At 62.5% G+C, this 22778-nt stretch carries 25 protein-coding genes and 1 pseudogene; 15 read left to right on the forward strand and 11 right to left on the reverse strand.

Annotation, left to right across the window (positions count from 1 at the left end; all coding sequences use genetic code 11):
• Positions 1–45: 45 nt before the first annotated feature.
• Positions 46–1005, forward strand: coding sequence for a phospholipid phosphatase (locus ACHMW7_RS18960; protein WP_395447083.1), 960 nt, complete (start codon positions 46–48; stop codon positions 1003–1005).
• A gap of 10 nt (positions 1006–1015) precedes the next feature.
• Complete coding sequence (locus ACHMW7_RS18965; protein WP_395447084.1) at positions 1016–2686, forward strand: S8 family serine peptidase; 1671 nt, start codon at positions 1016–1018, stop codon at positions 2684–2686.
• Positions 2687–2814: 128 nt separating this feature from the next.
• Here the strand turns inward: ACHMW7_RS18965 and ACHMW7_RS18970 are convergent, their stop codons facing one another.
• Positions 2815–3963 (reverse strand): pyridoxal phosphate-dependent aminotransferase, encoded by a 1149-nt coding sequence (locus tag ACHMW7_RS18970; RefSeq protein ID WP_395447085.1) that lies wholly within the window; start codon positions 3961–3963, stop codon positions 2815–2817.
• A gap of 136 nt (positions 3964–4099) precedes the next feature.
• Here ACHMW7_RS18970 and ACHMW7_RS18975 point away from each other — a divergent pair, with 136 nt between their 5' ends.
• From ACHMW7_RS18975 to aat, 6 genes are all read left to right on the forward strand, one after another.
• On the forward strand, positions 4100–5500 hold the full coding sequence (locus ACHMW7_RS18975) for a M48 family metalloprotease (RefSeq protein ID WP_395447086.1): 1401 nt from the start codon (positions 4100–4102) through the stop codon (positions 5498–5500).
• 53 nt (positions 5501–5553) lie between these two features.
• A complete protein-coding gene (locus ACHMW7_RS18980; protein WP_395447087.1) occupies positions 5554–6372 on the forward strand; it encodes a DsbA family protein in 819 nt (272 codons plus the stop codon).
• A 131-nt stretch (positions 6373–6503) separates the two neighbouring features.
• Positions 6504–6938 carry a type II 3-dehydroquinate dehydratase gene (gene aroQ, locus ACHMW7_RS18985; protein WP_395447088.1) on the forward strand — a complete coding sequence of 145 codons (435 nt, stop codon included), beginning with the start codon at positions 6504–6506 and terminating at the stop codon, positions 6936–6938.
• Between the two features lie 29 nt (positions 6939–6967).
• A complete protein-coding gene (accB, locus tag ACHMW7_RS18990; RefSeq protein ID WP_395447089.1) occupies positions 6968–7435 on the forward strand; it encodes an acetyl-CoA carboxylase biotin carboxyl carrier protein in 468 nt (155 codons plus the stop codon).
• Between the two features lie 17 nt (positions 7436–7452).
• Complete coding sequence (gene accC / locus ACHMW7_RS18995; RefSeq protein ID WP_395447090.1) at positions 7453–8796, forward strand: acetyl-CoA carboxylase biotin carboxylase subunit; 1344 nt, start codon at positions 7453–7455, stop codon at positions 8794–8796.
• Positions 8797–8808: 12 nt separating this feature from the next.
• The gene (gene aat, locus ACHMW7_RS19000; RefSeq protein ID WP_395447091.1) at positions 8809–9426 is read left to right on the forward strand and encodes a leucyl/phenylalanyl-tRNA--protein transferase; all 618 of its coding nucleotides are present in this window, start codon (positions 8809–8811) and stop codon (positions 9424–9426) included.
• Positions 9427–9435: 9 nt separating this feature from the next.
• On the opposite strand, the gene ACHMW7_RS19005 is transcribed toward aat, so the two are convergent.
• From ACHMW7_RS19005 to ACHMW7_RS19015, 3 genes are all read right to left on the reverse strand, one after another.
• Positions 9436–9810 (reverse strand): hypothetical protein, encoded by a 375-nt coding sequence (locus ACHMW7_RS19005; RefSeq protein WP_395447092.1) that lies wholly within the window; start codon positions 9808–9810, stop codon positions 9436–9438.
• Between the two features lie 69 nt (positions 9811–9879).
• Entirely contained in the window at positions 9880–10290 is a 411-nt protein-coding gene (locus ACHMW7_RS19010) for a DUF2155 domain-containing protein (protein ID WP_395451371.1), read from the reverse strand.
• A 267-nt stretch (positions 10291–10557) separates the two neighbouring features.
• Positions 10558–10956, reverse strand: a complete 399-nt coding sequence (locus tag ACHMW7_RS19015) for an NADH:ubiquinone oxidoreductase subunit NDUFA12 (protein WP_395447093.1) — start codon at positions 10954–10956, stop codon at positions 10558–10560.
• 157 nt (positions 10957–11113) lie between these two features.
• Between ACHMW7_RS19015 and ACHMW7_RS19020 the strand changes: the two genes are divergently transcribed.
• The 3 genes from ACHMW7_RS19020 to panC all read left to right on the forward strand — a co-directional run bounded on the left by ACHMW7_RS19020 (position 11114) and on the right by panC (position 13407).
• The gene (locus ACHMW7_RS19020; RefSeq protein ID WP_395447094.1) at positions 11114–11596 is read left to right on the forward strand and encodes a hypothetical protein; all 483 of its coding nucleotides are present in this window, start codon (positions 11114–11116) and stop codon (positions 11594–11596) included.
• A 132-nt stretch (positions 11597–11728) separates the two neighbouring features.
• Positions 11729–12565 carry a 3-methyl-2-oxobutanoate hydroxymethyltransferase gene (panB, locus tag ACHMW7_RS19025; RefSeq protein ID WP_395447095.1) on the forward strand — a complete coding sequence of 279 codons (837 nt, stop codon included), beginning with the start codon at positions 11729–11731 and terminating at the stop codon, positions 12563–12565.
• Positions 12562–13407 carry a pantoate--beta-alanine ligase gene (gene panC, locus ACHMW7_RS19030; RefSeq protein ID WP_395447096.1) on the forward strand — a complete coding sequence of 282 codons (846 nt, stop codon included), beginning with the start codon at positions 12562–12564 and terminating at the stop codon, positions 13405–13407. Before panB ends, panC begins: the two co-directional genes overlap by 4 nt.
• A 12-nt stretch (positions 13408–13419) precedes the next feature.
• Here panC and ACHMW7_RS19035 read toward each other — a convergent pair.
• From ACHMW7_RS19035 to ACHMW7_RS19055, 5 genes and pseudogenes are all read right to left on the reverse strand, one after another.
• Positions 13420–13912: pseudogene (locus tag ACHMW7_RS19035) on the reverse strand (GNAT family N-acetyltransferase).
• A 4-nt stretch (positions 13913–13916) separates the two neighbouring features.
• Positions 13917–15419: an Asp-tRNA(Asn)/Glu-tRNA(Gln) amidotransferase subunit GatB gene (gatB, locus tag ACHMW7_RS19040; RefSeq protein ID WP_395447097.1), complete on the reverse strand. Its 1503-nt coding sequence runs from the start codon at positions 15417–15419 to the stop codon at positions 13917–13919.
• Positions 15420–15579: 160 nt separating this feature from the next.
• Entirely contained in the window at positions 15580–15846 is a 267-nt protein-coding gene (locus ACHMW7_RS19045) for a sensor histidine kinase (protein WP_395447098.1), read from the reverse strand.
• Positions 15840–16910 (reverse strand): histidine kinase dimerization/phospho-acceptor domain-containing protein, encoded by a 1071-nt coding sequence (locus ACHMW7_RS19050; RefSeq protein ID WP_395447099.1) that lies wholly within the window; start codon positions 16908–16910, stop codon positions 15840–15842. The genes ACHMW7_RS19045 and ACHMW7_RS19050 overlap by 7 nt, the downstream gene beginning before the upstream one ends.
• Positions 16907–17656 carry a MipA/OmpV family protein gene (locus ACHMW7_RS19055; protein ID WP_395447100.1) on the reverse strand — a complete coding sequence of 250 codons (750 nt, stop codon included), beginning with the start codon at positions 17654–17656 and terminating at the stop codon, positions 16907–16909. Before ACHMW7_RS19055 ends, ACHMW7_RS19050 begins: the two co-directional genes overlap by 4 nt.
• A 447-nt stretch (positions 17657–18103) precedes the next feature.
• On the opposite strand from ACHMW7_RS19055, the gene ACHMW7_RS19060 reads away from it, so the two are divergent.
• Positions 18104–18361, forward strand: a complete 258-nt coding sequence (locus ACHMW7_RS19060) for a YjhX family toxin (protein ID WP_395447101.1) — start codon at positions 18104–18106, stop codon at positions 18359–18361.
• A gap of 50 nt (positions 18362–18411) precedes the next feature.
• Here ACHMW7_RS19060 and ACHMW7_RS19065 read toward each other — a convergent pair whose 3' ends face one another.
• Both ACHMW7_RS19065 and ACHMW7_RS19070 read right to left on the reverse strand, forming a co-directional pair.
• The gene (locus ACHMW7_RS19065) at positions 18412–18843 is read right to left on the reverse strand and encodes a CBS domain-containing protein (RefSeq protein WP_395447102.1); all 432 of its coding nucleotides are present in this window, start codon (positions 18841–18843) and stop codon (positions 18412–18414) included.
• Positions 18844–18945: 102 nt separating this feature from the next.
• Positions 18946–19680 carry a rhomboid family intramembrane serine protease gene (locus ACHMW7_RS19070; protein ID WP_395447103.1) on the reverse strand — a complete coding sequence of 245 codons (735 nt, stop codon included), beginning with the start codon at positions 19678–19680 and terminating at the stop codon, positions 18946–18948.
• 381 nt (positions 19681–20061) lie between these two features.
• On the opposite strand from ACHMW7_RS19070, the gene ACHMW7_RS19075 reads away from it, so the two are divergent.
• From ACHMW7_RS19075 to ACHMW7_RS19085, 3 genes are all read left to right on the forward strand, one after another.
• Positions 20062–20700: a PAS domain-containing protein gene (locus tag ACHMW7_RS19075; protein ID WP_395447104.1), complete on the forward strand. Its 639-nt coding sequence runs from the start codon at positions 20062–20064 to the stop codon at positions 20698–20700.
• A 117-nt stretch (positions 20701–20817) separates the two neighbouring features.
• Positions 20818–21435: a PilZ domain-containing protein gene (locus tag ACHMW7_RS19080; protein WP_395447105.1), complete on the forward strand. Its 618-nt coding sequence runs from the start codon at positions 20818–20820 to the stop codon at positions 21433–21435.
• A 537-nt stretch (positions 21436–21972) separates the two neighbouring features.
• A complete protein-coding gene (locus ACHMW7_RS19085) occupies positions 21973–22578 on the forward strand; it encodes a transglutaminase-like cysteine peptidase (RefSeq protein WP_395447106.1) in 606 nt (201 codons plus the stop codon).
• The last annotated feature ends 200 nt before the right edge of the window (positions 22579–22778 follow it).

Consider the following 22778-nt stretch of genomic DNA (forward strand, 5'->3'; position numbering starts at 1 on the left):
GCGCGCCGAGCACCGCAAAATTCGATCAAATCAATGGGGAATTCAGTGTCTGGCAACGACAGTATCGCGCCTGTTGAGGGCGGTTTTTCACACTTTCTGGATCAGTATCGCTTCAAGATCGCCGGCGACGACGTGCTGCCTTGCGCGGCCACGGACCGGCCTCCAATCGTGCTGGAAACGAAGTTGGCATCCGGCGCCGAGGCGATGGTGATGGCGGCAGGCGTCGCTAGTGCCGTCATGAGCGCCGGCGTGCTGAACAAGGCCTCGCTCAACAAGAACAAAAACAAGAATAAAAACAAGAATAAGGGCGGCGCTGTTCATTCGGGTTCGGGCAGCGGTTCTCAGAGCAGTCTCATCCCGGCCTTCGAACTCAGGCGCCTGCACACATCGCCTTCTCCGCACGCGTTCACGGCGGCGCGCAAGTTTACCTGGGAGCAGCTCGACATCCCCCTGCCGCCCGGCCCCGATGTCACGCGGCTCGAAACCACTGTGATGCTTTCGCTCCAGGCCCGCGACCGCGAACGCTCACGCCGCAAGGAGGACATCGAGCGCGAAGCGACCCTCGATGTCTCGGACTTCACCAAGCCACTGGGCATCGACGGGATCAGCGGCTTCGACCAGACCGAGGGCCTGTTCCAGTCGATCCTGACGGCCTGCGAATATGTCGGGCTGATCTACAAGGCCAAGTTCAACCGCACGCGGCCCAACCAGGTCGAACCGCGCCTGCGGCTGATGCTGCCAAATCCGGCGCATCAGGCCTATCCGAGCAACCACTCGTTCCAATGCCATTCGATCGCCTTTGCCTTCAACGCCATCCTGCCGGAACATCCAGCGACGGAGGAGCTGTCGCGCATCGCCCGCAAGGTCGCGGAAAACCGCGAATGGGCCGGTCTTCACTATCCGAGCGACACCAATGGCGGCCGGGCGCTGGCGCAGCGCTTCCAGCCCTATCTGCGTGACGCCTTTATGGCGAACTATCTCGCTGCACAGCGCGAATGGCTCTGAGGGGGCGACCATGGCAAACGGCAATCAGCAGTTCTCCTTCCAGCATCCTCAGTCCTACTACTATCTCTGGCACCTTGCGGCGCTTGGCGTGCTCGATGCCACCTTCGGTCCGCTGACCCAGGGCGGCGAGGTCGACTTCTCCTCGCCGACCATCAACGGTACCGTCTGGGACACCATCAACGAGGCCTTCCCGGCGGCGACCGCTCCGGCGACAGTCGCGCTGATCGACGTGGGTGTCAGCCGCAGCCATCCCAACCTCAAGAGCCGGCTGGACGCGGTCAAGTCCATCGATCTGGTGAGCCATCCTTACGGCGCGAAATATGTCGCCGCGCCCGCCGCCAGCCCTTACGATCCGGAGGTCAAGGCCGCCTTCTTCACCGGCCTTTCGACAGCGGGCCTCGGCGCGCTCAATCTGACCGGCCCTGAAACGGCCTATCTCGGCAGCCTGTTGGCCGAACTGGTAGCGTCCGAAGGCGTCCTGCACACGCTGATCGAGGGCGACGAAACCTTTGGCAGCCACGGCACGGCTGTCGCGGGCCTTGTCGTTGGCGAACCTGCGGCAACCGTTGCGCCTGCGATTGCCCTGCCCGACGTACTGATCGCCGACGATGGCAGCGCTGTGCCGAACCCGAACCGCAACACGCTGCCCTATTTCGGCGTCGACCCGTTGTCGCGGCTGATCTCGATCAGGACCGGCTTCGAGCAACAGCCGGACCAGTTCATCGCCGCTTTCCTCTATGCTTTCGCCAACGGCGCCGACGTGATCCTGTTGCCGCGCGGCATTCCGGATCCGGTGCGCGGCGCCCTGAACGCCAAACCCGAGCTGTCGCAGGATCTCGACGACCGCACCAACTGGGAGCGTGCCGACCTGTTCGCGCGTCTCGAAGAGGCGACGCCGCCGGCGAGCGAAATCAGGCCGCATGCTGTCGGCAAGACCGCCAACCGAGATGTCGCCTGGAACATCCTGGCCAAGCTCATCGTCGCGATCAGCCGCAAGGTGCCGGTCGTCTGCGCGGCCGGCAATGACGGCGAAAGCCAGGTGATCTACCCGGCCAGCCTCGCAGCCGCCAACAACGGCATCATTGCCGTCGGAGCAGTGACACCCAACGGCTATCGCTCAGGCTACAGCAATTATGGCGCGAAGCTGACGCTCGTCGCACCGTCCGACGATTTCGAGATCTACAACCGGCACCAGCTGCGCGTCGACCGCACCGACCCGATGGTCGACCAGCACTACTACCATCCGGGCAAAGGCAAGGTCATTCCGCACAGCCACTTCTCGCTGCTGACCACCGACCTGCCCGGTACTTTCGGCTATGCCGGCGGCTCGGATCCCTACTCGTCGATCCTGCCGCCGCTCGACAACCAGGGCATAGGTGGCGGCTACTATACGGCCTTCGGCGGAACATCAGGTGCTGCCGCTCTTGTCGCTGGCGTCGCCGCTCTGACAGCACGCGCACACAAAGCCAAGCATGGCCCAGCGGCCAGGCTCGACGGCATGGCGTCCAAGGCCAACCTCATCGCCGCCTGCGATCAGAACGCTTCGGTGAAGCCGGGGACAACGCAGCTCACGCCAGACCCGATGAACGCCGACAACGAACCAGCGAAGGGCAAGGCATATTTCTTCGGCGCCGGCCTGCTCGATGCTGGCAAAGCGGTCGCAGCCGTGCTTGGCCCCTGACCCGGCACCCATAGCCTGTCGGAATGCGTACTGTGGGGGCTACGGCATTCCGGCACTCAGGTGGCAGAGCCCATCCTCCCCTTTGCCCCTGTCCGCCCCGTCGGTCCGACCGACGGGGCGGTTGCAGTTCAGCGCAGCCAGCGTTCGATGCGGTCCATCGCCTCGATCATCTCGTCATGGCTGCCGGCATAGGAGAACCGCATGAAGCGATGCCCTTCCCGCGGATCGAAATCCCTGCCCGGCGTTGCCGCGACATGGGCTTCGGCCAGCATGCGGCCCGCGAATTCCATGCTGTCATTGGTCAGCCGCGAGACGTCGCAGAAGGCATAGAAGGCGCCGTCCATCGGTGCTGCGAAGCTGAATCCCAGCTCCGGCAACCGTTTGGCCAGCAACTCGCGGTTCCAGGCGTAGCGCGCCTTGATGGCTTCGAGTTCGTCGGTGACGTTGAACGCCTCGATAGCGGCGACCTGCGACAGCTCGGGCGCGGAGATGTAGAGCGACTGCGCAATGCGCTCGACCGGCCGCACCAGCCGCTCGGGCAGCACCATCCAGCCGATACGCCAGCCGGTCATGCAGTAATATTTGGAAAACGAGTTGATGACGGTGACATCAGTGTCATAGGCGAGCGCCGTCACATCGGGCGCGCCATAAGCGAGCCGGTGGTAGATTTCGTCAGAAATCACAGCGATGCCGAGTTCGCGGGCAGCGTCGACCAGCGCCTTGAGGTCGCCGGCCGGCACGACAGCACCGGTCGGATTGGCCGGGCTGGCAAACAGCACGCCTTTCAGCGGCCTTTGCGCGTGCGCGGCGCGCAGGTGCTCGGCATGGAGGTAAGCCGCGCCCTCCAGTTCGATCTCGACCACGTCGAGGCCAAGCGCGCCCATGATGTTGCGGTAGGCCGGGTAACCCGGGGCGGCGATCGCGACGCGGTCGCCGACATCGAACATCGCAAGGAACGCCAGGTTGAAGGCTGCCGACGAGCCGGTGGTGACGGCGATTCGCGAAACCGGCACATCGATGCGGTAATGTTTGGCGTAATGCGCTGATATCGCCTTGCGCAAATCAGCGAGACCGAGCGCGTCGGTATAGCCGATGCGGCCAACCTTGAGAGCGGCCGCCGCGGCATCGCGCACCCGCTGCGGCGCCGGATCGGAGGGCTGCCCGACGGCCATCGAAATGACCGGCGCGCCCAAGGCCTTGAGCCTGTTGGCCTCCGCCAGAATGTCCATCGCATGGAATGGCTCGACTTCGCCGCGCCGTGAAATCGCAACCGCCATCTTCGTCCACTTTCTACTGTCGCTCGTCAGGCAATGTGCCGCACAAATGCCTGATTGATATGGGGATCACAAGTTGATGAGTTTTTTGAACCAGCCTTTTCACAGCCCGACGGCTCGTTTACGAGTGTTCCCCGCTATGCAGAGCATCACAAGTCTTTCGCGTTTCGTCGCAAGATCAACACGCGCGGTCACCGCACTTGCTATGTCGGCCGGGCTTGCGCTCGGCTCGACCGGTGCTGCCCATGCGCAGAACGTGCCGATCGTTCGCGACGCCGAGATCGAAGCGCTGGTGCGCGATTACGCCCGGCCGATCCTCAAGGCGGCGGGGCTTGCCAATTCGAACATCAACATCGTGCTCGTCAACGACCCGGCTTTCAACGCCTTCGTTGCCGGCCGGCGCATGTTCATCAACACCGGCGCGCTGATGACGGCGGAAACGCCGAACGAGATCATCGGCGTCATCGCGCACGAGGCCGGCCATATCGCCGGCGGCCACCAGGAACGTCTGCGCGACCAGCTGGCGCGTGCCCAGACCATGGCGATCGTCGCCGCCCTGCTTGGTGCGGGCGCGATGGTTGCCGGAGCCGCGACCGACACCAGCGGCCTTGGTGCTGCAGGTGCCGGCGTCGTCGCCGGCGGTTCGGAAATGGCGCGGCGCAGCCTGCTCGGCTACCAGCGCTCGGAAGAAACCACCGCCGATCGCTCGGCGATGACCTATCTCAATGCCACCGGCCAGTCGGCGCAAGGCATGCTGAAGACCTTCCAGCGCTTCCAGACCGCGCTGTCGCTATCGGGCGCGCGGGTCGATCCCTATCAGGTCAGCCACCCGATGCCGCGCGAGCGCATCGCCAATCTCGAGACGCTGGCGCGCGAGAGCCCCTTTTTCGACAAGAAGGACTCCGAGGCGCTGCAGCAGCGGCATGACATGATGCGGGTGAAGATCGCCGCCTACACCCAGGGCCAGGCAGCTGCCTCGCGGCTGCTGCGCAGCACCGACGGGCTCGCCTCGCGTTACGGCGACGCCCAGTCGACCTATCTGTTCGGCGACCTGCGCTCGGCGCTGACCAAGACCGATGCGCTGATCAAATCGCAGCCCAAGAACGCCTATTTCCACGAATTGCGTGGCGACATCCTGATGAAGTCGAACAAGCCGGCGGCGGCGGCGGAAGCCTATGCCGCGGCGGTCCGGCTCGATACGGCGAAGTCAGGCATCCTGCCGATCGCGCTCGGCCAGACCTATCTCGCCATGGGCACGCCTGACGCGCTGAAGAAGGCCGTCGTTGAAATTCGCAAAGGACTCGACCGCGACCGTGAGAACGCCTCGGGCTACCGCTACCTCGCCCAGGCCTATGGCATGCTCGGCGACGTCGCCGATGCCGACCTTGCCACCGCCGACGGCCATTATTACAGCGGTGCCTACCAGGACGCCAAGATTTTTGCGATGCGGGCGCAGATGAAGCTTCAGCGCGGTTCGCCGGGCTGGGTGCGTGCCCAGGACATCATCAACTACAAAGCGCCGAGCAAGAAAAAGAAGTGAACCTTCTTTCGGCTGGCAGAGACAGAGCCGAAACGGCTGGAGACTCAGGGATCATGAAAAAAGCACTTCTTCTCGGCACGACCGGCATCGCTGTCGCCTTCGCCATGCTGGCCTTCGGCTATCTCGCCGGTTCGCCAAACGCCGCTCATGCGGAAACAGCAGCTGCCCAGCCTTCCGTCACGGCCGCTGGCAGCCTCGACAAGAAGCAGGTCGAGACCATCGTGCGCGACTACCTGCTCAACAACCCTGAACTGCTGCTCGAAATGCAGGGCGCGCTCGAAGCCAAGCAGAAGGAAGAGCAGCGCATCGCCAGCCTTGACGTGATCAAGCAGAGCAAGGACGAGATTTTCAATTCGAAGTTCGACGGCATCGTCGGCAACCCTGACGGCAAGGTCACCATCGTCGAGTTCTACGACTACAATTGCGGCTACTGCAAACGCGCCCAGGCCGACATGAACGCGCTCGTCAAGACCAACCCCGACCTGCGCTTCGTGCTCAAGGAATTCCCGATCCTCGGACCGGATTCGCAGAAGGCCCATGTCGTGTCGATGGCCTTCCGCAAGCTGATGCCGGAGAAGTACGGCGAGTTCCACGACAAGCTGCTCGGCGGCGAAGGCCGCGCCGGTGAGGACAGCGCCATCAAGCTCGCGCTTGAGCTCGGTGCCGACGACGCGAAGCTGCGCGAAGCGATGAAGGACCCCAAGATCGGCGAAGCCTTCAACCGCACCTACGACCTTGCCAACAAGCTGCAGATCAGCGGCACTCCGTCCTATGTCGTCGGCAACGAGGTTGTCTTCGGTGCGCTCGGCCAGGATGTGCTGGCAGAAAAGATCGCCGCAGCGGCCGCTTGCCAGGCAAATTCGACCTGCTGATCAGGGATTGTTCAGCGCGAGCCGTTGTGGACAGCGCAAGAAGTCGCTTGCGCTCTTTTCGCGACGGCTTATGCCGATTATAGAGGGTCCGCCGCGCCAGAGAGGATCTGGCGGGTGGAAAGGTCTGTAGATTGAAAACGGTTTTCGTCCTCAACGGTCCGAACCTTAATATGCTGGGCAAACGTGAGCCCGGGATTTATGGCGGCAAGACCCTGGCCGACATCGAGGCCGACTGCCATGCGGCAGGCGCTTCGCTTGGGCTTGCGGTCGACTTCCGCCAATCGAACCACGAGGGCGATCTGGTGGACTGGATCCACGAGGCTGGCGAGAAAGCCGCCGGCATCGTCTTGAATGCAGGCGCCTATACCCACACCTCGATCGCGCTGCAGGACGCCATTCGTGCCGTCTCGCCATTGCCGGTCGCCGAGGTGCACCTTTCCAACATCCACGCCCGCGAACCGTTCCGCCATAAATCATTGGTGGCACCGGTGGCTGTGGGCATGATCTGCGGCTTCGGGCCGCTCGGATACACGCTGGCGCTTCAGGCGCTGGCCGCCCGGCTCTGACCGGAAACAGGAAGAGAAAAGGCTAGAACATGGCGACGAAGAAGACCGATGGTGTTGACCAGCAGCTCGTCCGCGACCTCGCAGGAATCCTGAACGATACCAACCTGACCGAGATCGAAGTCGAGCTCGGCGATCTCAAGGTGCGCGTGTCGCGCCAGACGCAGGCCGTGCATGCGGTCGCTGCCCCCATGATGGCGGCATCTGCTGCGGTCAACTCGACGCCGGTTGCGGCCGTCGCAGCACCTGCGGTGGTCGACATTTCCAAGAACGCCGTGCCCTCGCCGATGGTCGGCACCGCCTACCTGGCCCCCTCGCCCGACGCCAAGCCCTTCATCGAAGTCGGCTCGGTGGTCAAGGAAGGCCAGACGCTGCTGATCATCGAAGCGATGAAGACGATGAACCAAATTCCCGCGCCGCGCTCCGGCACGGTCACAGCTATCCTGATCGAAGACGCGCAGCCTGTCGAATACGGCATGCCGCTCGTCGTGGTCGAGTAAGCCGGAAGGCTGCGCGCATGTTTCAGAAAATCCTGATCGCCAATCGCGGCGAAATCGCCCTCAGAGTGCTGCGCGCGGCCAAGGAGCTCGGCATCCAGACGGTTGCCGTCCACTCCACCGCCGACGCCGACGCCATGCATGTGCGCCTCGCCGACGAGAGCGTCTGCATCGGCCCGCCGCCATCACGCGACAGCTATCTGAACATCCATCAGATCGTCGCGGCCTGCGAGATCACCGGTGCGGACGCCGTCCACCCCGGCTACGGCTTCCTGTCGGAGAACGCCAAGTTCGCCGACATCCTGGCCGCCCATAACATCACCTTCATTGGTCCCTCGGGCGACCACATCCGCATCATGGGCGACAAGATCGAAGCCAAGCGTACCGCAAAGCGCCTGGGCATTCCGGTCGTTCCGGGTTCGGAAGGTGCTGTCAGCGACGAGAAGGAAGCCAAGCGCGTGGCCGCCGAGATCGGTTATCCGGTCATCATCAAGGCCTCCGCCGGCGGCGGTGGCCGCGGCATGAAGGTTGCGCTGAGCGAAGCTGATCTCGAAATGGCACTGGCCACAGCCCGTTCGGAAGCCGGCGCGGCGTTCGGCGACGATGCCGTCTACATCGAGAAGTACCTGCAGAAGCCGCGCCATATCGAAGTGCAGATCTTCGGCGACGGCGCTGGCAAGGGCGTGCACCTCGGCGAGCGCGACTGCTCGTTGCAGCGGCGCCACCAGAAGGTCTGGGAAGAAGCCAATTCGCCCGCCCTCAACGCCGAAGAGCGCGCGCGCATCGGCGACATCTGCGCCAAGGCGGTGGCCAATCTCGGCTACTCCGGCGCTGGCACGATCGAGTTCCTCTACGAGAACGGCGAGTTCTACTTCATCGAGATGAACACCCGCCTTCAGGTCGAGCATACGATCACCGAAGCGATCACCGGCATCGACCTCGTCCACGAGCAGATCCGTGTCGCGTCAGGCGGCGGCCTGTCGGTCACCCAGAACGACATCCGCTTCCACGGCCATGCCATCGAATGCCGTATCAACGCCGAGGACCCGCGCACATTCGTGCCTTCGCCCGGCACGATCACGCATTTCCACACCCCTGGCGGCCTGGGCATCCGCGTCGATTCGGGCGTCTATTCCGGCTACCGGATCCCGCCCTACTACGACAGCCTGATCGGCAAGCTGATCGTGCACGGCCGCAACCGCGTCGAATGCATGATGCGTCTGCGCCGCGCGCTCGACGAATTCGTGGTAGATGGTATTAAGACGACGTTGCCGTTGTTCCGTGAGCTTGTCGGCAACCCCGACATCGCAAATGGCGACTACGACATCCACTGGCTGGAAAAACATCTCGCGAAAGGCGAGTAGAATGAGGGTCGCATGACCCGACCTTATGCGCCCGGCTACAGCATACCCACGGACCTTCTGCTGAAGGCCTATGCGTCGGGCGTATTTCCCATGGCCGAGAGTGCGTCGGATCCGGAGGTTTTCTGGGTCCGGCCAGAGACGCGCGGCATCATCCCCTTCGACGCCTTCCATGTGCCGCACAAGCTTGCCAAGACGATCCGGCAAGGCCATTTCGAAATCCGCTTCGACAGCGATTTCGAAGGCGTCATCGACGCTTGCGCCGAACGCCGGGCCGGTCGGCTATCGACCTGGATCAACGCACCGATCCGTGAAGCCTACACTCACCTCCACCGCATCGGAAACGCCCATTCGGTCGAGGCATGGCGCGACGGCAATCTCGTCGGCGGGCTTTATGGCGTCTCGCTGGGCCGCGCCTTCTTCGGCGAGAGCATGTTTTCGCGCGAAACCGATGCCTCGAAGGTCTGCCTCGTCCACCTCGTCGAACGGCTCAAGCAGCGCGGTTTCCTGCTGCTCGACACGCAATTCACCACCGATCACCTGAAGCGTTTCGGCGCGGTCGACGTGCCGCGCGACAAATATGAAAAGATGCTGGCCAAGGCACTCATCGGCGAAGCCACCTTCATGCCCTGAGGGGCTAGGCTAGCTCTTCTTCTGTGCGACGTTCGTTATCGGCGTCTGGGCATGGAACATCATCTTCCAGCCCTGCAGGCGATGGACATAGCCGGTACTGACCAGCGCCTGATAGGGCTCGCCATTGTCGCGGATCGCCTTGGCCTCATAGGTCAGCATGACGATGTCGCTGCCCGGCTCGACGATGCCTTGCAGCTTCATCTCGAGGTTGCGCCAGCGATTCGGCGTCTTGGCTGTCGCGGCCAGATCGGCGTTGCTCATCACGCCGGCCATGTCGGGAAAGGCGACAAGACATTCCCTGTCGGCGTTTTCGGCAAAGAACTCCTGATTGCCGGTCCAGAATTCCCGTTCAAGTTCGAGAAGTTCGTCACGGTTGACGGTCACGGCGCGATCCTCCGGCTGCGTTGTTCACAACGACAAACGTCAAGGACCCGATGCAGTTCCGAAAAAGGATCAGTTGGTCTTGGCAGCTTCCGGCGCCGGCACGTCCGACTTCTGCTTGCAGGCCTTCAGCCAGACGTCATAGACGGCGTGCTCGACAGCGTTGAGGCCCGGGCTTTCGGCAAACATCCAGCCGGTGAAGATGCGCCTGATCTTGCGGTCGAGCGTGATCTCGTCGACCTCGACGAAGGAATCCGTCTTCGGCTCTTCGTTTTCCGGCCTGGAGTAGCAGACGCGTGGCGTGACCTGCAGCGCGCCGAACTGCACGGTCTCGTCGACATAGACGTCGAAGGTGATGATGCGGCCGGTGATCTTGTCGATGCCGGCAAACTCGGCGATCGGGTTCTTGATGCGCTGGGGCTGCGCTGCGGCCTGCGGCTGCGCCTGCTGGGTCTCCGGCTGCGGCTGGGCGTCGGGCTGGATCTGGATGTCAGGCAAAGGCTGGGTTTCGACCTGCGCCAAAGCCTGACCAGCGCCGGCGCACAAAGCAGCGGCCACAAGCAAGGCTTTCGCCTTCGATCGTCCGCTCGACGGAAACCGGCCAGGAAGTGTCATTCAGTCGTTACCGCCGTTGCGCCCGGAGTGTGTCCCACTCGCTGATTCCCACGCGCCAAAGCTAATCGCCTGACGCCAATGGGCAAGGAGTTAGCCGCCAATTGTGGCGACAAATGTCCGCGCCGTTGAGCTGTCTTATGCGCCGGGCGTCCAGGCGTCGTAGTCGCCGGTAACCTGCGGGCGATGCGTGTTGCCCAGCACCGAGCCCTTCGGGCGGTAGGCGCCGCCAGTACCGGTCAGGTTCGGCTGATGCGCCTTCTGCCAGTCGCGCGGAATGTAGTTGTCGCTCGGCGGTGCCACATCGACGCGATGGTGCATCCAGCCGTGCCAGCCGGGCGGAATCATCGAAGCTTCCGAATAGCCCTTGTAGATCACCCAGCGGCGGGTACGTCCCTCGGAGTCCTTGCCGCCTTCGTAATAGACGTTGCCGAATTCGTCCTGGCCCACCTTGGTGCCTTTGCGCCAGGTGTGGAAACGCGTGCCAAGGGTCTGGCCGTTCCACCAAGTGAAAAACTGGACAAGGAATTTCTTCATCGGATCCTCGCGGCAGGCGCGTCGAAAGTCTCCTGCTTATGGCGTCAGGCTGGCGCGAAGGCAAGAGTTTAGAAGGCGCAACTTGCCACCTGCGACGATTGGCAGACGATCAATCAACACCTACTGTTCGCCGTGAGCGTCAAATCGGACCGCAACCATGTCCTTCATGCAAATCCTTGAAATGCTGAGCATGCTGGTGACGATCTTCGGCTTGCCGCTCGCCATCTTCTTTTTCGTCTTCGAACAGCGCAAGGAGCGCGTAAACGAGGAAGAAGAAATCTACCAGATGCTCTCCGACGGCTACACCGACTTCCTCAAGCTGTCGCTCGGCCACTCCGACCTCAGGCTCCAGTCACAGGATGCGACCGTCAATCTCACCGGCGAGCAGCGCGACCGCCTGCTGGCGATGTTTGCCATCCTGATTGCCCTGTTCGAGCGCGCCTATCTCGTCGCCTATGAGCCCGACATGCCCGAACGCAAGCGCCGCCGCTGGGCCTCTTGGGAGGATTTCATGCGCGAATGGTGCCGGCGCGCGGATTTTCGCAACGCCCTGCCCCAGCTTCTGCCCGGCGAAGACCCGGAGTTTGCCGTCTACATCAGGCGTCTGGCGCAGGAAGAGGCACCGCACCACTCGTCCTGATGGACGATGCCATCTCGCATCTGCTCACGCCTTCATCTCGCACTTGCAAAATGTTTGGCCGGTCCGTAATGGAATCCGGCCCGTTGGGCTCTCGGACCGGCTTTGGCTGGAACCGTCGAGGGAGGAAAAGACATGGCTTCTGACGCGCCTGCGGCTGCCGGCCGCATCACGCCCGCCGATCTGTTGGCCCGCAAGGGCGGCGAGCCCATCGTCTGTCTCACCGCCTACACCTATCCCATCGCCCGTCTGCTCGACCCGCATGTCGATCTTCTGCTCGTCGGCGACAGCGTCGCCATGGTGCTGCACGGTCATGCAAATACACTCGGCGCGACGATGGACATGATGGTCGCCCACGGCCAGGCGGTGATGCGCGGCTCGTGCCGTGCCTGCGTCGTCGTCGACATGCCCGCCGGCAGCTACGAGGACAATGTCGAAAACGCCGTCACTTCTGCCAGCCGCATCATGCGCGAAACCGGCTGCGATGCGGTCAAGCTCGAAGGCGGTGTCGCCATCGCCGCGCAGATCGCTGCCATCGTTGCATCAGGCATTCCCGTCATGGGCCATATCGGGCTGTTGCCGCAGTCGGTCGAAAAGGAAGGCGGCTACAAGATCAAGGGCCGCTCGGAGGCCAACGCCGAGGCGCTTTACGCCGACGCCAGGGCCGTCGAAGCATCAGGTGCGTTTTCGGTCGTCATCGAAGGCACTGTCGAGCCGGTGGCAGCCGAAATCACCCGGCGCATTTCGATCCCGACTGTCGGTATCGGCGCCAGTGCCGCCTGCGACGGCCAGATCCTCGTCATCGACGACGCCATCGGCCTGACCGTCGATCGGGTGCCAAAATTCGTCAAGGAATACGCCGTGCTGCGTGACCTCGTTTCCAACGCCGCGGCGGCCTACGCCAGGGACGTCCGCAGCCGCGCCTTCCCCGCCCCCGAGCATCTGTTTTCCTTGAGCAAGGACAAGGCATGACCATTGTCGTCGAAACCATCGCCGCCCTCCGTGCGCAGGTACGGGCATGGCGTGCCGAAGGCCTCAAGGTCGCGCTGGTGCCGACAATGGGCGCGCTGCATGACGGCCATGTCTCGCTGATGCGCGCAGCGCTCAAGCGGGCCGACCGCTGCGTCGTGTCGATCTTCGTCAACCCGCGCCAGTTCGCGCCGACGGAAGACCTCGACCAGTATCCGCGCCAGTTGGCGCTTGACCTCGACAGGCTGGAAAAGGCCGGCGTCCACCTCGCCTTCACACCCGGCGTAGATGAGGTCTACCCGCAAGGCTTTGCCACCTCGATCTCTGTCGGCGGCCCGTCCGCTGGCCTCGAAACCGCCTTCCGCCCGGCCTTCTTCGACGGTGTCGCCACTGTCGTTGGCAAGCTCTTCATCCAGGCCGCGCCTGACCTCGCCGTCTTCGGCGAGAAGGATTACCAGCAGCTTTGCGTCGTCAAGAAGCTGTGCCGCGACCTCGACCTGGCTGTCGAGGTGCTGGGTTCGCCGACGATCCGCGACGCCGAGGGCCTCGCCATGTCGTCGCGCAATGCCTATCTCAGCGCAACTGAACTGGCGGTCGCGCAACAGCTCAACAAGGTGGTGCGCAAGGCCGCTTCCGCCCTTCAGTCAGGCGCCGACGAACAGGCGACGATGACAGCGGCGCGCCAGCAGATCCTCAATGCCGGTTTCGATGTCGTCGACTATGTCGAGGCACGGCAAAGCGACACGTTGGCGCCATGGCAAAGAGACCGCGACGGCCGCGTGCTCGTTGCGGCCCGCCTCGGCAAGACGCGGCTCATCGACAATGTCGAGATTACAGCCAGCTAGGTTTGGCCTGATCTAGCCCAGCTTCTTTTCGAAGATCAGCGCCGGAATGCCGGATTGGTCGGCACCGCAATTGGCGGTCTCGCCGGCACGCGCGAAGCCGCTGGCGGCATAAAAGGCCAGCGCCGGCGCATTGGCCTCTTCAACTTCGACACGCATTGTCCGTGCTTCGGGGAAAACTCTGCTCGATCTCGTCGAGCAACAGCCTACCGATCCCCGCGCGCTGGTTCCCGGGGCGAACGTAGATCTGATGCAGCACCAGCACCTTGCCGTCGCTGGTCGCAGCGGCAAAAACCATGCCGGCAATCTTCTTGCCGTCGTCGGCAACCAGGAACTCGGAATTCGGCCTCGTCAGCCTCGCCTTGAGCGCTGCCACCGAATGCCATTCGGTGGTGATCTCATTGACCCGCTCGACGCCGTAGATGGTGTCGTAGGTCGCGTGCCACGTCTCGACGAGCAGCGCCTTGATCGTCTCAAGGTCGCGCTCGCTCGCCGTGCGGACAAACATCGGCCTATTCCTCGATGCCGAGCTTGGCCTTGACCAGGTCGTTGACCGCCTGCGGGTTGGCCTTGCCGCCCGTCATCTTCATCACCTGGCCGACGAACCAGCCGGCCATTGTCGGCTTGGCCCGCGCCTGCTCGGCCTTGTCAGGGTTGGCGGCGATGACGTCGTCGACGGCCTTTTCGATGGCGCCAGTATCGGTCACCTGCTTCATGCCGCGGCTTTCGACCAGTTCACGCGGGTCGCCACCCTCGTTCCAGACGATTTCGAACAGGTCCTTGGCGATCTTGCCGGAGATCGTGCCTTCCTTGATCAGGTCGATCACGGCACCCAGCTGATCAGGAGAAACCGGCGCGTTTTCAATATCCTTGCCGGCCTTGTTCAAGGCGCCGAGCAGGTCGTTGATGACCCAGTTGGCGGCAAGCTTGCCGTCGCGGCCAGCGGCCACCTTCTCGAAATAGTCGGCAATCGCCTTTTCCGAGACCAGGATCGAGGCGTCATAGACCGACAGGCCGAGGCTGGTGACCAGCCGCGCCTTCTTGTCGTCTGGCAATTCCGGCAGGTCCTTGGCGAGGTCATCGACATAGGCCTGGTCGAATTCGAGCGGCAGAAGGTCCGGATCGGGGAAGTAGCGATAGTCGTGTGCCTCTTCCTTCGAGCGCATCGCGCGCGTCTCGCCCTTGTTGGGGTCGAACAGCCGCGTCTCCTGGTCGATCTTGCCGCCATCCTCGAGAATGGCGATCTGGCGCCGCGCCTCGTATTCGATGGCCTGGCCAACGAAGCGGATCGAGTTGACGTTCTTGATCTCGCAGCGCGTGCCGAACTCGCCGCCGGGACGGCGCACCGACACGTTGACGTCGGCGCGCATCGAGCCTTCATCCATGTTGCCGTCGCAGGTGCCGAGATAACGCACGATGGTGCGCAGCTTAGTGACATAGGCCTTGGCCTCATCCGACGAGCGCATGTCGGGCTTGGAGACGATCTCCATCAGCGCCACGCCAGAGCGGTTGAGGTCGACATATGACATCGTCGGATGCTGGTCATGGATCGACTTGCCGGCGTCCTGCTCGAGATGCAGGCGCTCGATGCCGATCTCGATGTCCTCGAACTCGCCCTTGCGGTCAGGCCCGACCGAAATGATCATCTTGCCCTCGCCGACGATCGGCTGCTTGAACTGCGAGATCTGGTAGCCCTGCGGCAGATCGGGATAGAAGTAGTTCTTCCGGTCGAACACGGACTTGTGGTTGATCTGCGCCTTGAGGCCGAGGCCGGTGCGGATCGCCTGCTTGACGCATTCCTCGTTGATGACGGGCAGCATGCCGGGCATCGCTGCATCGACAAGGCTGACATTGGCATTGGGCTCGGCGCCGAACGCCGTCGAAGCACCCGAAAACAGCTTTGCGTTCGACGTCACCTGGGCATGGACCTCCAGGCCGATGATGACTTCCCAGTCACCAGTGGCACCGGGAATGAAGCGCTTGGCGTCGGGCGTGCGGGTATCGATGAGGGTCATGGCGGCCTGCGTCATTGGATCGAGAAGATGCGGATCGAGAAGGTACGAAACGCATAGTTTAGTGTGCGCCTTCGCTAGTGCAAACAGCCAAGCGAGGCAAGCGTTGCCTGCTTGGCCGACGCTCAGCCCTGCGTTTCCAACCCATCATTGAGCGAATTGCCTAGGCCGCGACAAGGCCTCTCGGCAGGTCGACCTTGACCACAAGTCCGGTCGGCCTGTTTTCATCGAGCACGATCTTGCCGCCATGGCCATGCACGATGTCTGCGACGATCGACAGGCCAAGACCGAAGCCACGCTTGGCGTTCGCCCCGCGTGATGCGTCGACCTTGTAGAAGGGTTCGAAGACGCGCGCCCGCACGGTTTCGGGGATGCCCGGCCCGTTGTCATTGACCTTGATGAAAGCCGCCTCGTCGGTCGCGGTCAGCACGACCTCGACATTGGGTGCGAATTTGACGCCGTTGTCGCAGAGGTGGTGATCGCACGCGCCAAAGCGTTCGGCTTGCACCAGCCGGGCAGCCGGTCGGGCCCGGTGTAGGAAACTGAAAACCCGACATCGGAGAATTCGGCGCACACTGTCTGCAATACGCTGGCGATATCGGCGCGCTGCAATTCCTCCGTCGAGACATCGTTGCGCAGATAGGTCAGCGTCTCGTCGATCAACCCTTCGATATGGTTGATGTCGGACAGCATGGCGCCGCGCAGCACACTGTCGTCCATACGCTCGGCGCGCAGGCGCAGGCGTGTCAGCGGTGTGCGCAGGTCGTGGCTGACGCTGCGCAGCATGCGCGTGCGATTGTCGATCATGGTGCGAATGCGCGCCCGCATCTTGTTCAGCGCACGCGCCAGGCCGACCATTTCGATCGAACCGCGCTCGACGAACAGCTCGTCGCCATTGTCGATCTCCGCCGACGCCACCGCAGCCGAAATCCGTTTCAACGGATCGGTCACCGCCCACACGGCGAAGAACGAAAACAAGACAAACAGTACGACCAATGCCAGCAGGTAATAGGTGGCGGGGCCGACGAATTGTGACGTCAGCACGGTATCGGGTGCGCCGAATAGTGCCGCCGCCGTCTGGTGGTCCAGCTCGAAGACAAGCGCCGGCTGGCCTGCGACCAGCAGCCAGCGACCGCCGAGCGGCGGCGCCCTGTCGGGAGGAAACAGCACTGCGATGATGCGCCCGAGCGCCGTACGCTGCTGCGGCGAAGACGTGCGGTCGACCTGCTCGCGGCTCAACAACTGGAAATCCAGCCCGGCATCGTTCGCGCCCTTGAGAACTGCGCCTCTTTCATCAGGCGGCGCCTGGCGCAACATGGCCGCGACCACGCCGGCACGTTCGGCGATGATCTCCATGTCGGGCACGTAGTCGGAATTGGTGATCCTCTCGAAGGCCGAGCCGATGACGATAACGACGAGCATCGCCACCATGATGATCGCCATCAGCTGGCCGCGCAGCGATGGCGGAACCAAGCGGCGATGCACCGCTTTCATGCCTCTTCCACCGTGGCGGTGAACAAGCCGCCGAGCCGCACCGTCTTGAGCAGAACCGGGTCACGCGCGTCCTTCTCGATCTTCTGGCGCAGCCGGCTGACATGGACGTCGATGCTGCGTTCGGCACTGGCATCGTACCGCGCCAGCCCCGAACGTGTCGCCTGTTCGGCGCTGACGCCGAAATAGGCCTGCATGTGGTTCTCGTCGGCAACCACTGCGGAGGCCGAAGCGCCAAGAATGAGCCTTTCCGAAACCGGCTGCGTCACCTCGAGCCCGACCCTGCCGACAAGGCCTTCGCTGCCGCCAATGGTCTTGTCGAGCAGCGCAAAAAGCTCGACCGAACCGAACTGAACGGCAGCTTTTGCCCCAACGGCGGCGCCAAAATCGATATCGCCCATGCCCCTGAGATGGTCGGAGTCGTCTTCCTGCCGGCCCAGTTCGTAGCCAAGCCGCGCGCTGAGCTTGAAGGCATCGCGCTCGAAGAGCTCCAGCGTCGCACCGGTGGGGTCAATGGTCAGCGTGTCGAACAACGTCGCCGAGACGAAGGGCACCGGTGTGATCTTGAACTCGTCGGACCCCTCATATTCCGGCTGGATCATTGCACCGCCGCCGACAACGACATGCCATTCCGCCAGCTTCTCGCCGATGCGCCCGAAGCGGCTGGAATTGGGGACGGCGGCCAGTTGCCCCTCGGATGCCGCATCGGCGGCAGGCGCTGCGGAAAATCCCCAAGAGCCGAAAGCCATGGCCAACGATGTCCTGAAGACAATCGTTGCAAAACCCATTTTCGCGAACATGCACACTCCAAAGCCGTGAGATGTGAGCGCCCCTCGCCCGCCAGGCGACGACCCCAGCGGCATCACTCATCCCAGTTCGAGACAGCGGCCGGTGTGAAGTAATGTTAAGTTTTTGTTGCTGGCCCTGGAGCCGTCGCGGTGTGGCCGCCATGCAACGCGCGCGAGCGTCTGCCTCCGCGGGCTGGCACTTCGCCAGGTTGCTCGCTATATCGGAACCATCCCGATGGAGTGTGGATGTTTAACTTGTCTGAGTCCCGCTAAAGCCCCGACCTTCTCCTGAAGGCGGGGCGTGAAAACCAGAAACCCCGTGCCGCGAGCAATCGTGGCGGCGGCTTTTTGTTTTGGCTGCTTCAACGCGTTGCTGTTGCAGTCAGGTTTTCCAGGACTCATCCACCCATGAACATATCGCGCATAGAGCAGCGCATCCTGCACCTGCTCGCCCAGGGCGGGCGGATCGAAATCGAAAAAGACGACAACAACAAGATCGAAGCGGTCATCTGCCTCACCCGCGACGGCTGGCAATATCCGGATTTCGATCTCGATCTTTTCAGGAAGCTGAGGCGAAAAAAGGCAGTCGCCTCGTCGCAAGGCGGGCCCTACCGCATCACCAGGGTCGGGCTGAAACTGGTCCGCCCGGAACTCGACAATAGATAACGAACAACGCCGGGTCCGTTTGTACGGGTCCGGCGTCTCAACTCACTGTGTCAGGCTGTGGCGATGTATGCCTTGATCTCTTCCGCCTCGCGCTCGACATCCTCGATGCGGCGCTTGACGACGTCACCGATCGACACGATGCCGTAGAGATAGCCGTCGCGCTCGACCGGCAAATGGCGGAAGCGGCCGACGGTCATGATCTCCATGACCTGATTGACCGTATGGTTCTCGTTGCAGATCTTGACCTTGGGGGTCATCACCTCGCGCACAGTCTTTTCAAGGGCGGCGCCGCCTTCCTTGCCGATGATGCGAACGACGTCGCGCTCGGACAGGATGCCGACAATCTTGCGGTCGCCATTGGTCACGACAAGCGCACCGATGCGATGTTCGGCAAGAATGCGAACTGCTTCCGACAGCTGTACATTGGGCCCAATGGTAAAAACGTCGTGGCCCTTCTTTTCGAGAATTGCCTTCACAGTCATTGTGGCCTCCTGCTGCTGTCGATCAGTCAAATCACTCCATGCGGGCCCATCGGGCCAACTGCATCGTGCGCTGCATTGGGCAGCTTTTCAAGTAAAACGCGCTCAGGCGAATTGGGCTCTGCGGTCGAAAAACCTGATCCCCAGAAAGCCTGCCAGAAAGCCGCCAATATGGGCTTCCCAGGCGATCTGGTTATCGACGCCAGGGGTAAAACCGACAAGTCCGGTGACTAGGTTGATGACCATCCACACCCCCAGGAACGTTATCGCCGTACGTGAGCGGAAAACGTCGCGGATCGGCAGCGGCGCACCTGAGAAAGCCGGCTTGCCCTGCGACCGGTCGATCTGGAAGCTGAAGCGCGCAGCAGCACCCATCATGCCTGAAATCGCACCGGAAGCTCCGACCAGCGGCGCCTGGTCCATCGAATGAAGTACATAATGCAGCGCCACCGCCGCCAGCGACGTGACGGCAAAGAAGGTCGAGAAGCGCGCGATCCCGAGGCGGTTGGCGAGCGGCGAACCAAACGCTGCAAGCCACACCATATTGATGATCAGATGGGCGAAACCGCCATGCAGGAAGGCGTAGGTCAGCGGGCTGGTGAAGGCCCAGACGTCGAGATCGTATTGCCCGGAGTAGCGGATCGGGATGAATGCAGCCCGCACGAGCAGGGCAAAATCCTGGCTCGGGCTGAGCAGGTAGACGCGGATGAGGTGAACCACAACGCATGCAGCGATAACCGCAATGACGATGCCAGGCAGATTGAATATCGGCTCGCGCCGCTCGGGCACCGCCTCGACGAGGTCGTTGGTATTGTCGATGGGGCTAGCAGGTTCGCTCATGCGCTTCTGGTCCGGTTTTTGGTCCGGCATGCGCCAGCCTCGCCCCATCTAGAACAGCCAGGGCGAAAGCGCAAAAAAGAAAGCCGCCCAGGGTTTCCCCCGGACGGCTGGTCGAGCCCCCTTGCCCGCCCCCAAAAACTCTTGACTGAAGTGCTGCCGACCGCGCCTGCCGCGGCCACTTCATTGAGTGAATTGAACGTGCCACGGATCCCCCCGACACGGCAACGTAAACCCTTTGTTAACCTTAACGATCCCGACCCGTTAACAACTGTTACTGAGACTGGCACGCGTCCTGCTCCGCGCCTCATGTAGTCCTCAAGATTGAAGCGATTCTGTCCAACGATGGCACATCAGGCGCAGAAACGCTCGGAGCGGAGCAATATGAAACAGAAAGGATCGCTGGCACTGTTCCAATATTGGAACCGCCTTCGCGACGGCAGGCCCGCGCCCAAGCGCACCGAAGTCGAACCAGCCGACATCAAGGCCCTGCTTGCCGATACTTTCATCCTCGAGCGCGACGCGCGCGGCGAAGCCGTCTTCCGCCTCGCCGGCACCCGGCTGTGCGCCACCTTCGGTCGCGAGCTCAAGGGCTTTTCGTTTCCCTCGCTGTGGCGCCAGAAGGACCAGCGGCTGATGGCCCGCCTTGCCTATGGCGTGTTCCAGCAGAAATCGGTGGTTGTCATCAATTTCGAAGGCTTCACCTCGAGCCTGCGCGCGACAACCTTCGAGATGCTGCTTTTGCCGCTCGACGGGGGCATCGAAAACCCACGCAGCCTGGGCGTGCTGTCGAGCGTCGACCGACCGTTCTGGCTCGGTTCCGATCCGCTCACCGACGCCTCCATCGAGAGCGTGCGCGTTGTCGACCCAGATCTCGAGCCGATGTTCCTCAGGAACCGGCCAGCGGTCTCGGTGCCGTCGCTGGCGCCAAGCGACGCAGCGCTGGAAGGCGAGCCCAACCCACTCGACGGCGCGCGTCGTATACGCCATTTGTTCGTCCTCGAAGGCGGGCGCGAAGAATAGTGCCCGCAGGCCTTGCGTAACGGTTGCCGCTAGGCGTTTTATTAACCTGTTTGGCGGTAGTTTCCCGCAATGGCTCCCCGATGCGGTTCGGTGGGAGTTTGCAAATATGAGGGTAACATGAGGCCAGCGGCGATTGACTACGCGCCGTCACGGGCGGAGCGGCGCAACTTCCAGCGCGTCCGCGTCAAGATCTATGGCCGCTTCATGCTTGAGGATCGTACCGAGCATGCCGGCCAGGTCGTCGACATGTCGCCCGGCAACGTCGCCTTCCGCACCGATCGTTCGGGCGCTGCCGGCGAAAAGGTCATCGCCTATATCGACCATATCGGCCGTGTCGAAGGCGTCATCACCCGCACCTTGCCGGATGGCTTCGCAATGACGGTCATCGCGTCGGACCGCAAGAAAGACAAGCTCGCCGCACAGCTGACCTGGCTTGCCAACAAGCACGAGCTCGACCTGCCGGAAGACCGCCGTCACGAGCGTGTCGCGCCGCGCAACCCGGTCAGCGCGCTGCAACTCATGGATGGCAGGCAGTATCCCTGCCGCATCATCGACCTGTCGCTTTCGGGTGCCGCCATCGAGATCGAGGTCAAGCCGGCGATCGGCGTCCAGGTCACACTCGGCACCATGCGCGGCCAGATCGTGCGCCATTTCGAAGATGGCGTCGCCATCGAATTCGCCGTCATCCAGCGCCCGGAATCGCTCGACACCGAGTTCAACCGCCCGCGCACCTGAGGGCAGCCCATAGCTCCACACAACAAGCTTTTGCCTGACCTCCCTTGGAGGTCGGGGCGCTTGCGTCCGCGTTCGATGAAACATGCTCCCATCTCGGTCCCTCTGGCCGGCTGGCCGGTGCCTTGCACGGCAAAGTGCCAGCGGCACCGGGCATTTCCGCTTGATTGAAGCGCCCGAACATCGAAACACCAAAACAAGACAGATCCCGGTTTAGGCACCTGGCCGCTGCTCCATTCCGGCACACCCGACATGGACCGTGGCGGTCACACATCGGGCGGCCGAAAACAACTGCCCACGCCAAAGCACCTGAAAACACCAATCCGCTCACCGACAGTCACTGCCCGACGCTCCCCAACGGACACGCACAGTGACCGCGCCATTTCGATAAAATTGTAATCAAATTTTCCGCAAGTTTTATTCTTATTATATTCTTTGTTTATGCGAGTTCTCTCTTGTTTTTACTCAACATCTACTTCGCAGTTTTGCGTCAAATAAATCCGAGCCTGTCATTGTCACCTCAAACGGGGAGACAAGAAAATGAACATGCGTCGGGGATGGCTGCTGCTTCTGGCCACGACAATTCAGGCAGGCGCCATGAGCGCCGCGCTTGCGGCACCTGCCGTCATGCAGACCAACGGCCGCACCACCCAGCCGGTCGGACACTATGAATTGTGCAAGCGCTCGCCGATCGAGTGCAGCGAAAAGACCGCCAGCAAGGCCCCGGTCGAACTGACCCGCAGCCTGTGGAAGGCGATGATCGCCATCAACGACAAGGTCAACACTGCCGTTGCGCCGCGTACCGACATGGAAATGTGGGGCCAGGAAGAAGTCTGGTCCTATCCTGACAGCGGTGCGGGCGACTGCGAAGACTATGCGCTGGAAAAGCGCCGCCAGCTGATGGAGCTGGGTGTGGCCGCCGGCAACCTGCTGATCACGGTGGTGCGTCAGCCCAATGGCGAAGGCCATGCGGTGCTGACCGTGCGGACCAGCCTCGGCGAATATATCCTCGACAATCTCGACACCAGGGTACTGGCCTGGAACGAGACCGAATACACCTATCTGAAGCGTCAGTCGGAGCGGAATTCAGGCGTCTGGATCGCGATCAATGACGGCCGCGCCGACGCCGTCGCGTCGGTTCGCTGAGCTCTACAGCGCCGCGCGCCGCTTAGGCGCGCAATGGACGCTGTAGCACTTTGGTGCGGTGCATGATCCTTTTCGAAAATCATTCCGATTTTTCGGAGTTCATGCACAGGCGAGAAAACCCGGTCGCGTCCCCACCCTCCCCGTCCCCAACGACCGGGTCTAGGAGCCGGCCCAAGTCCCCGGGCCGGCTCCGCCTTTTC

Origin of the sequence: Aminobacter sp. UC22_36, assembly GCF_044056035.1 — a bacterium.
Taxonomy (GTDB): domain Bacteria; phylum Pseudomonadota; class Alphaproteobacteria; order Rhizobiales; family Rhizobiaceae; genus Aminobacter.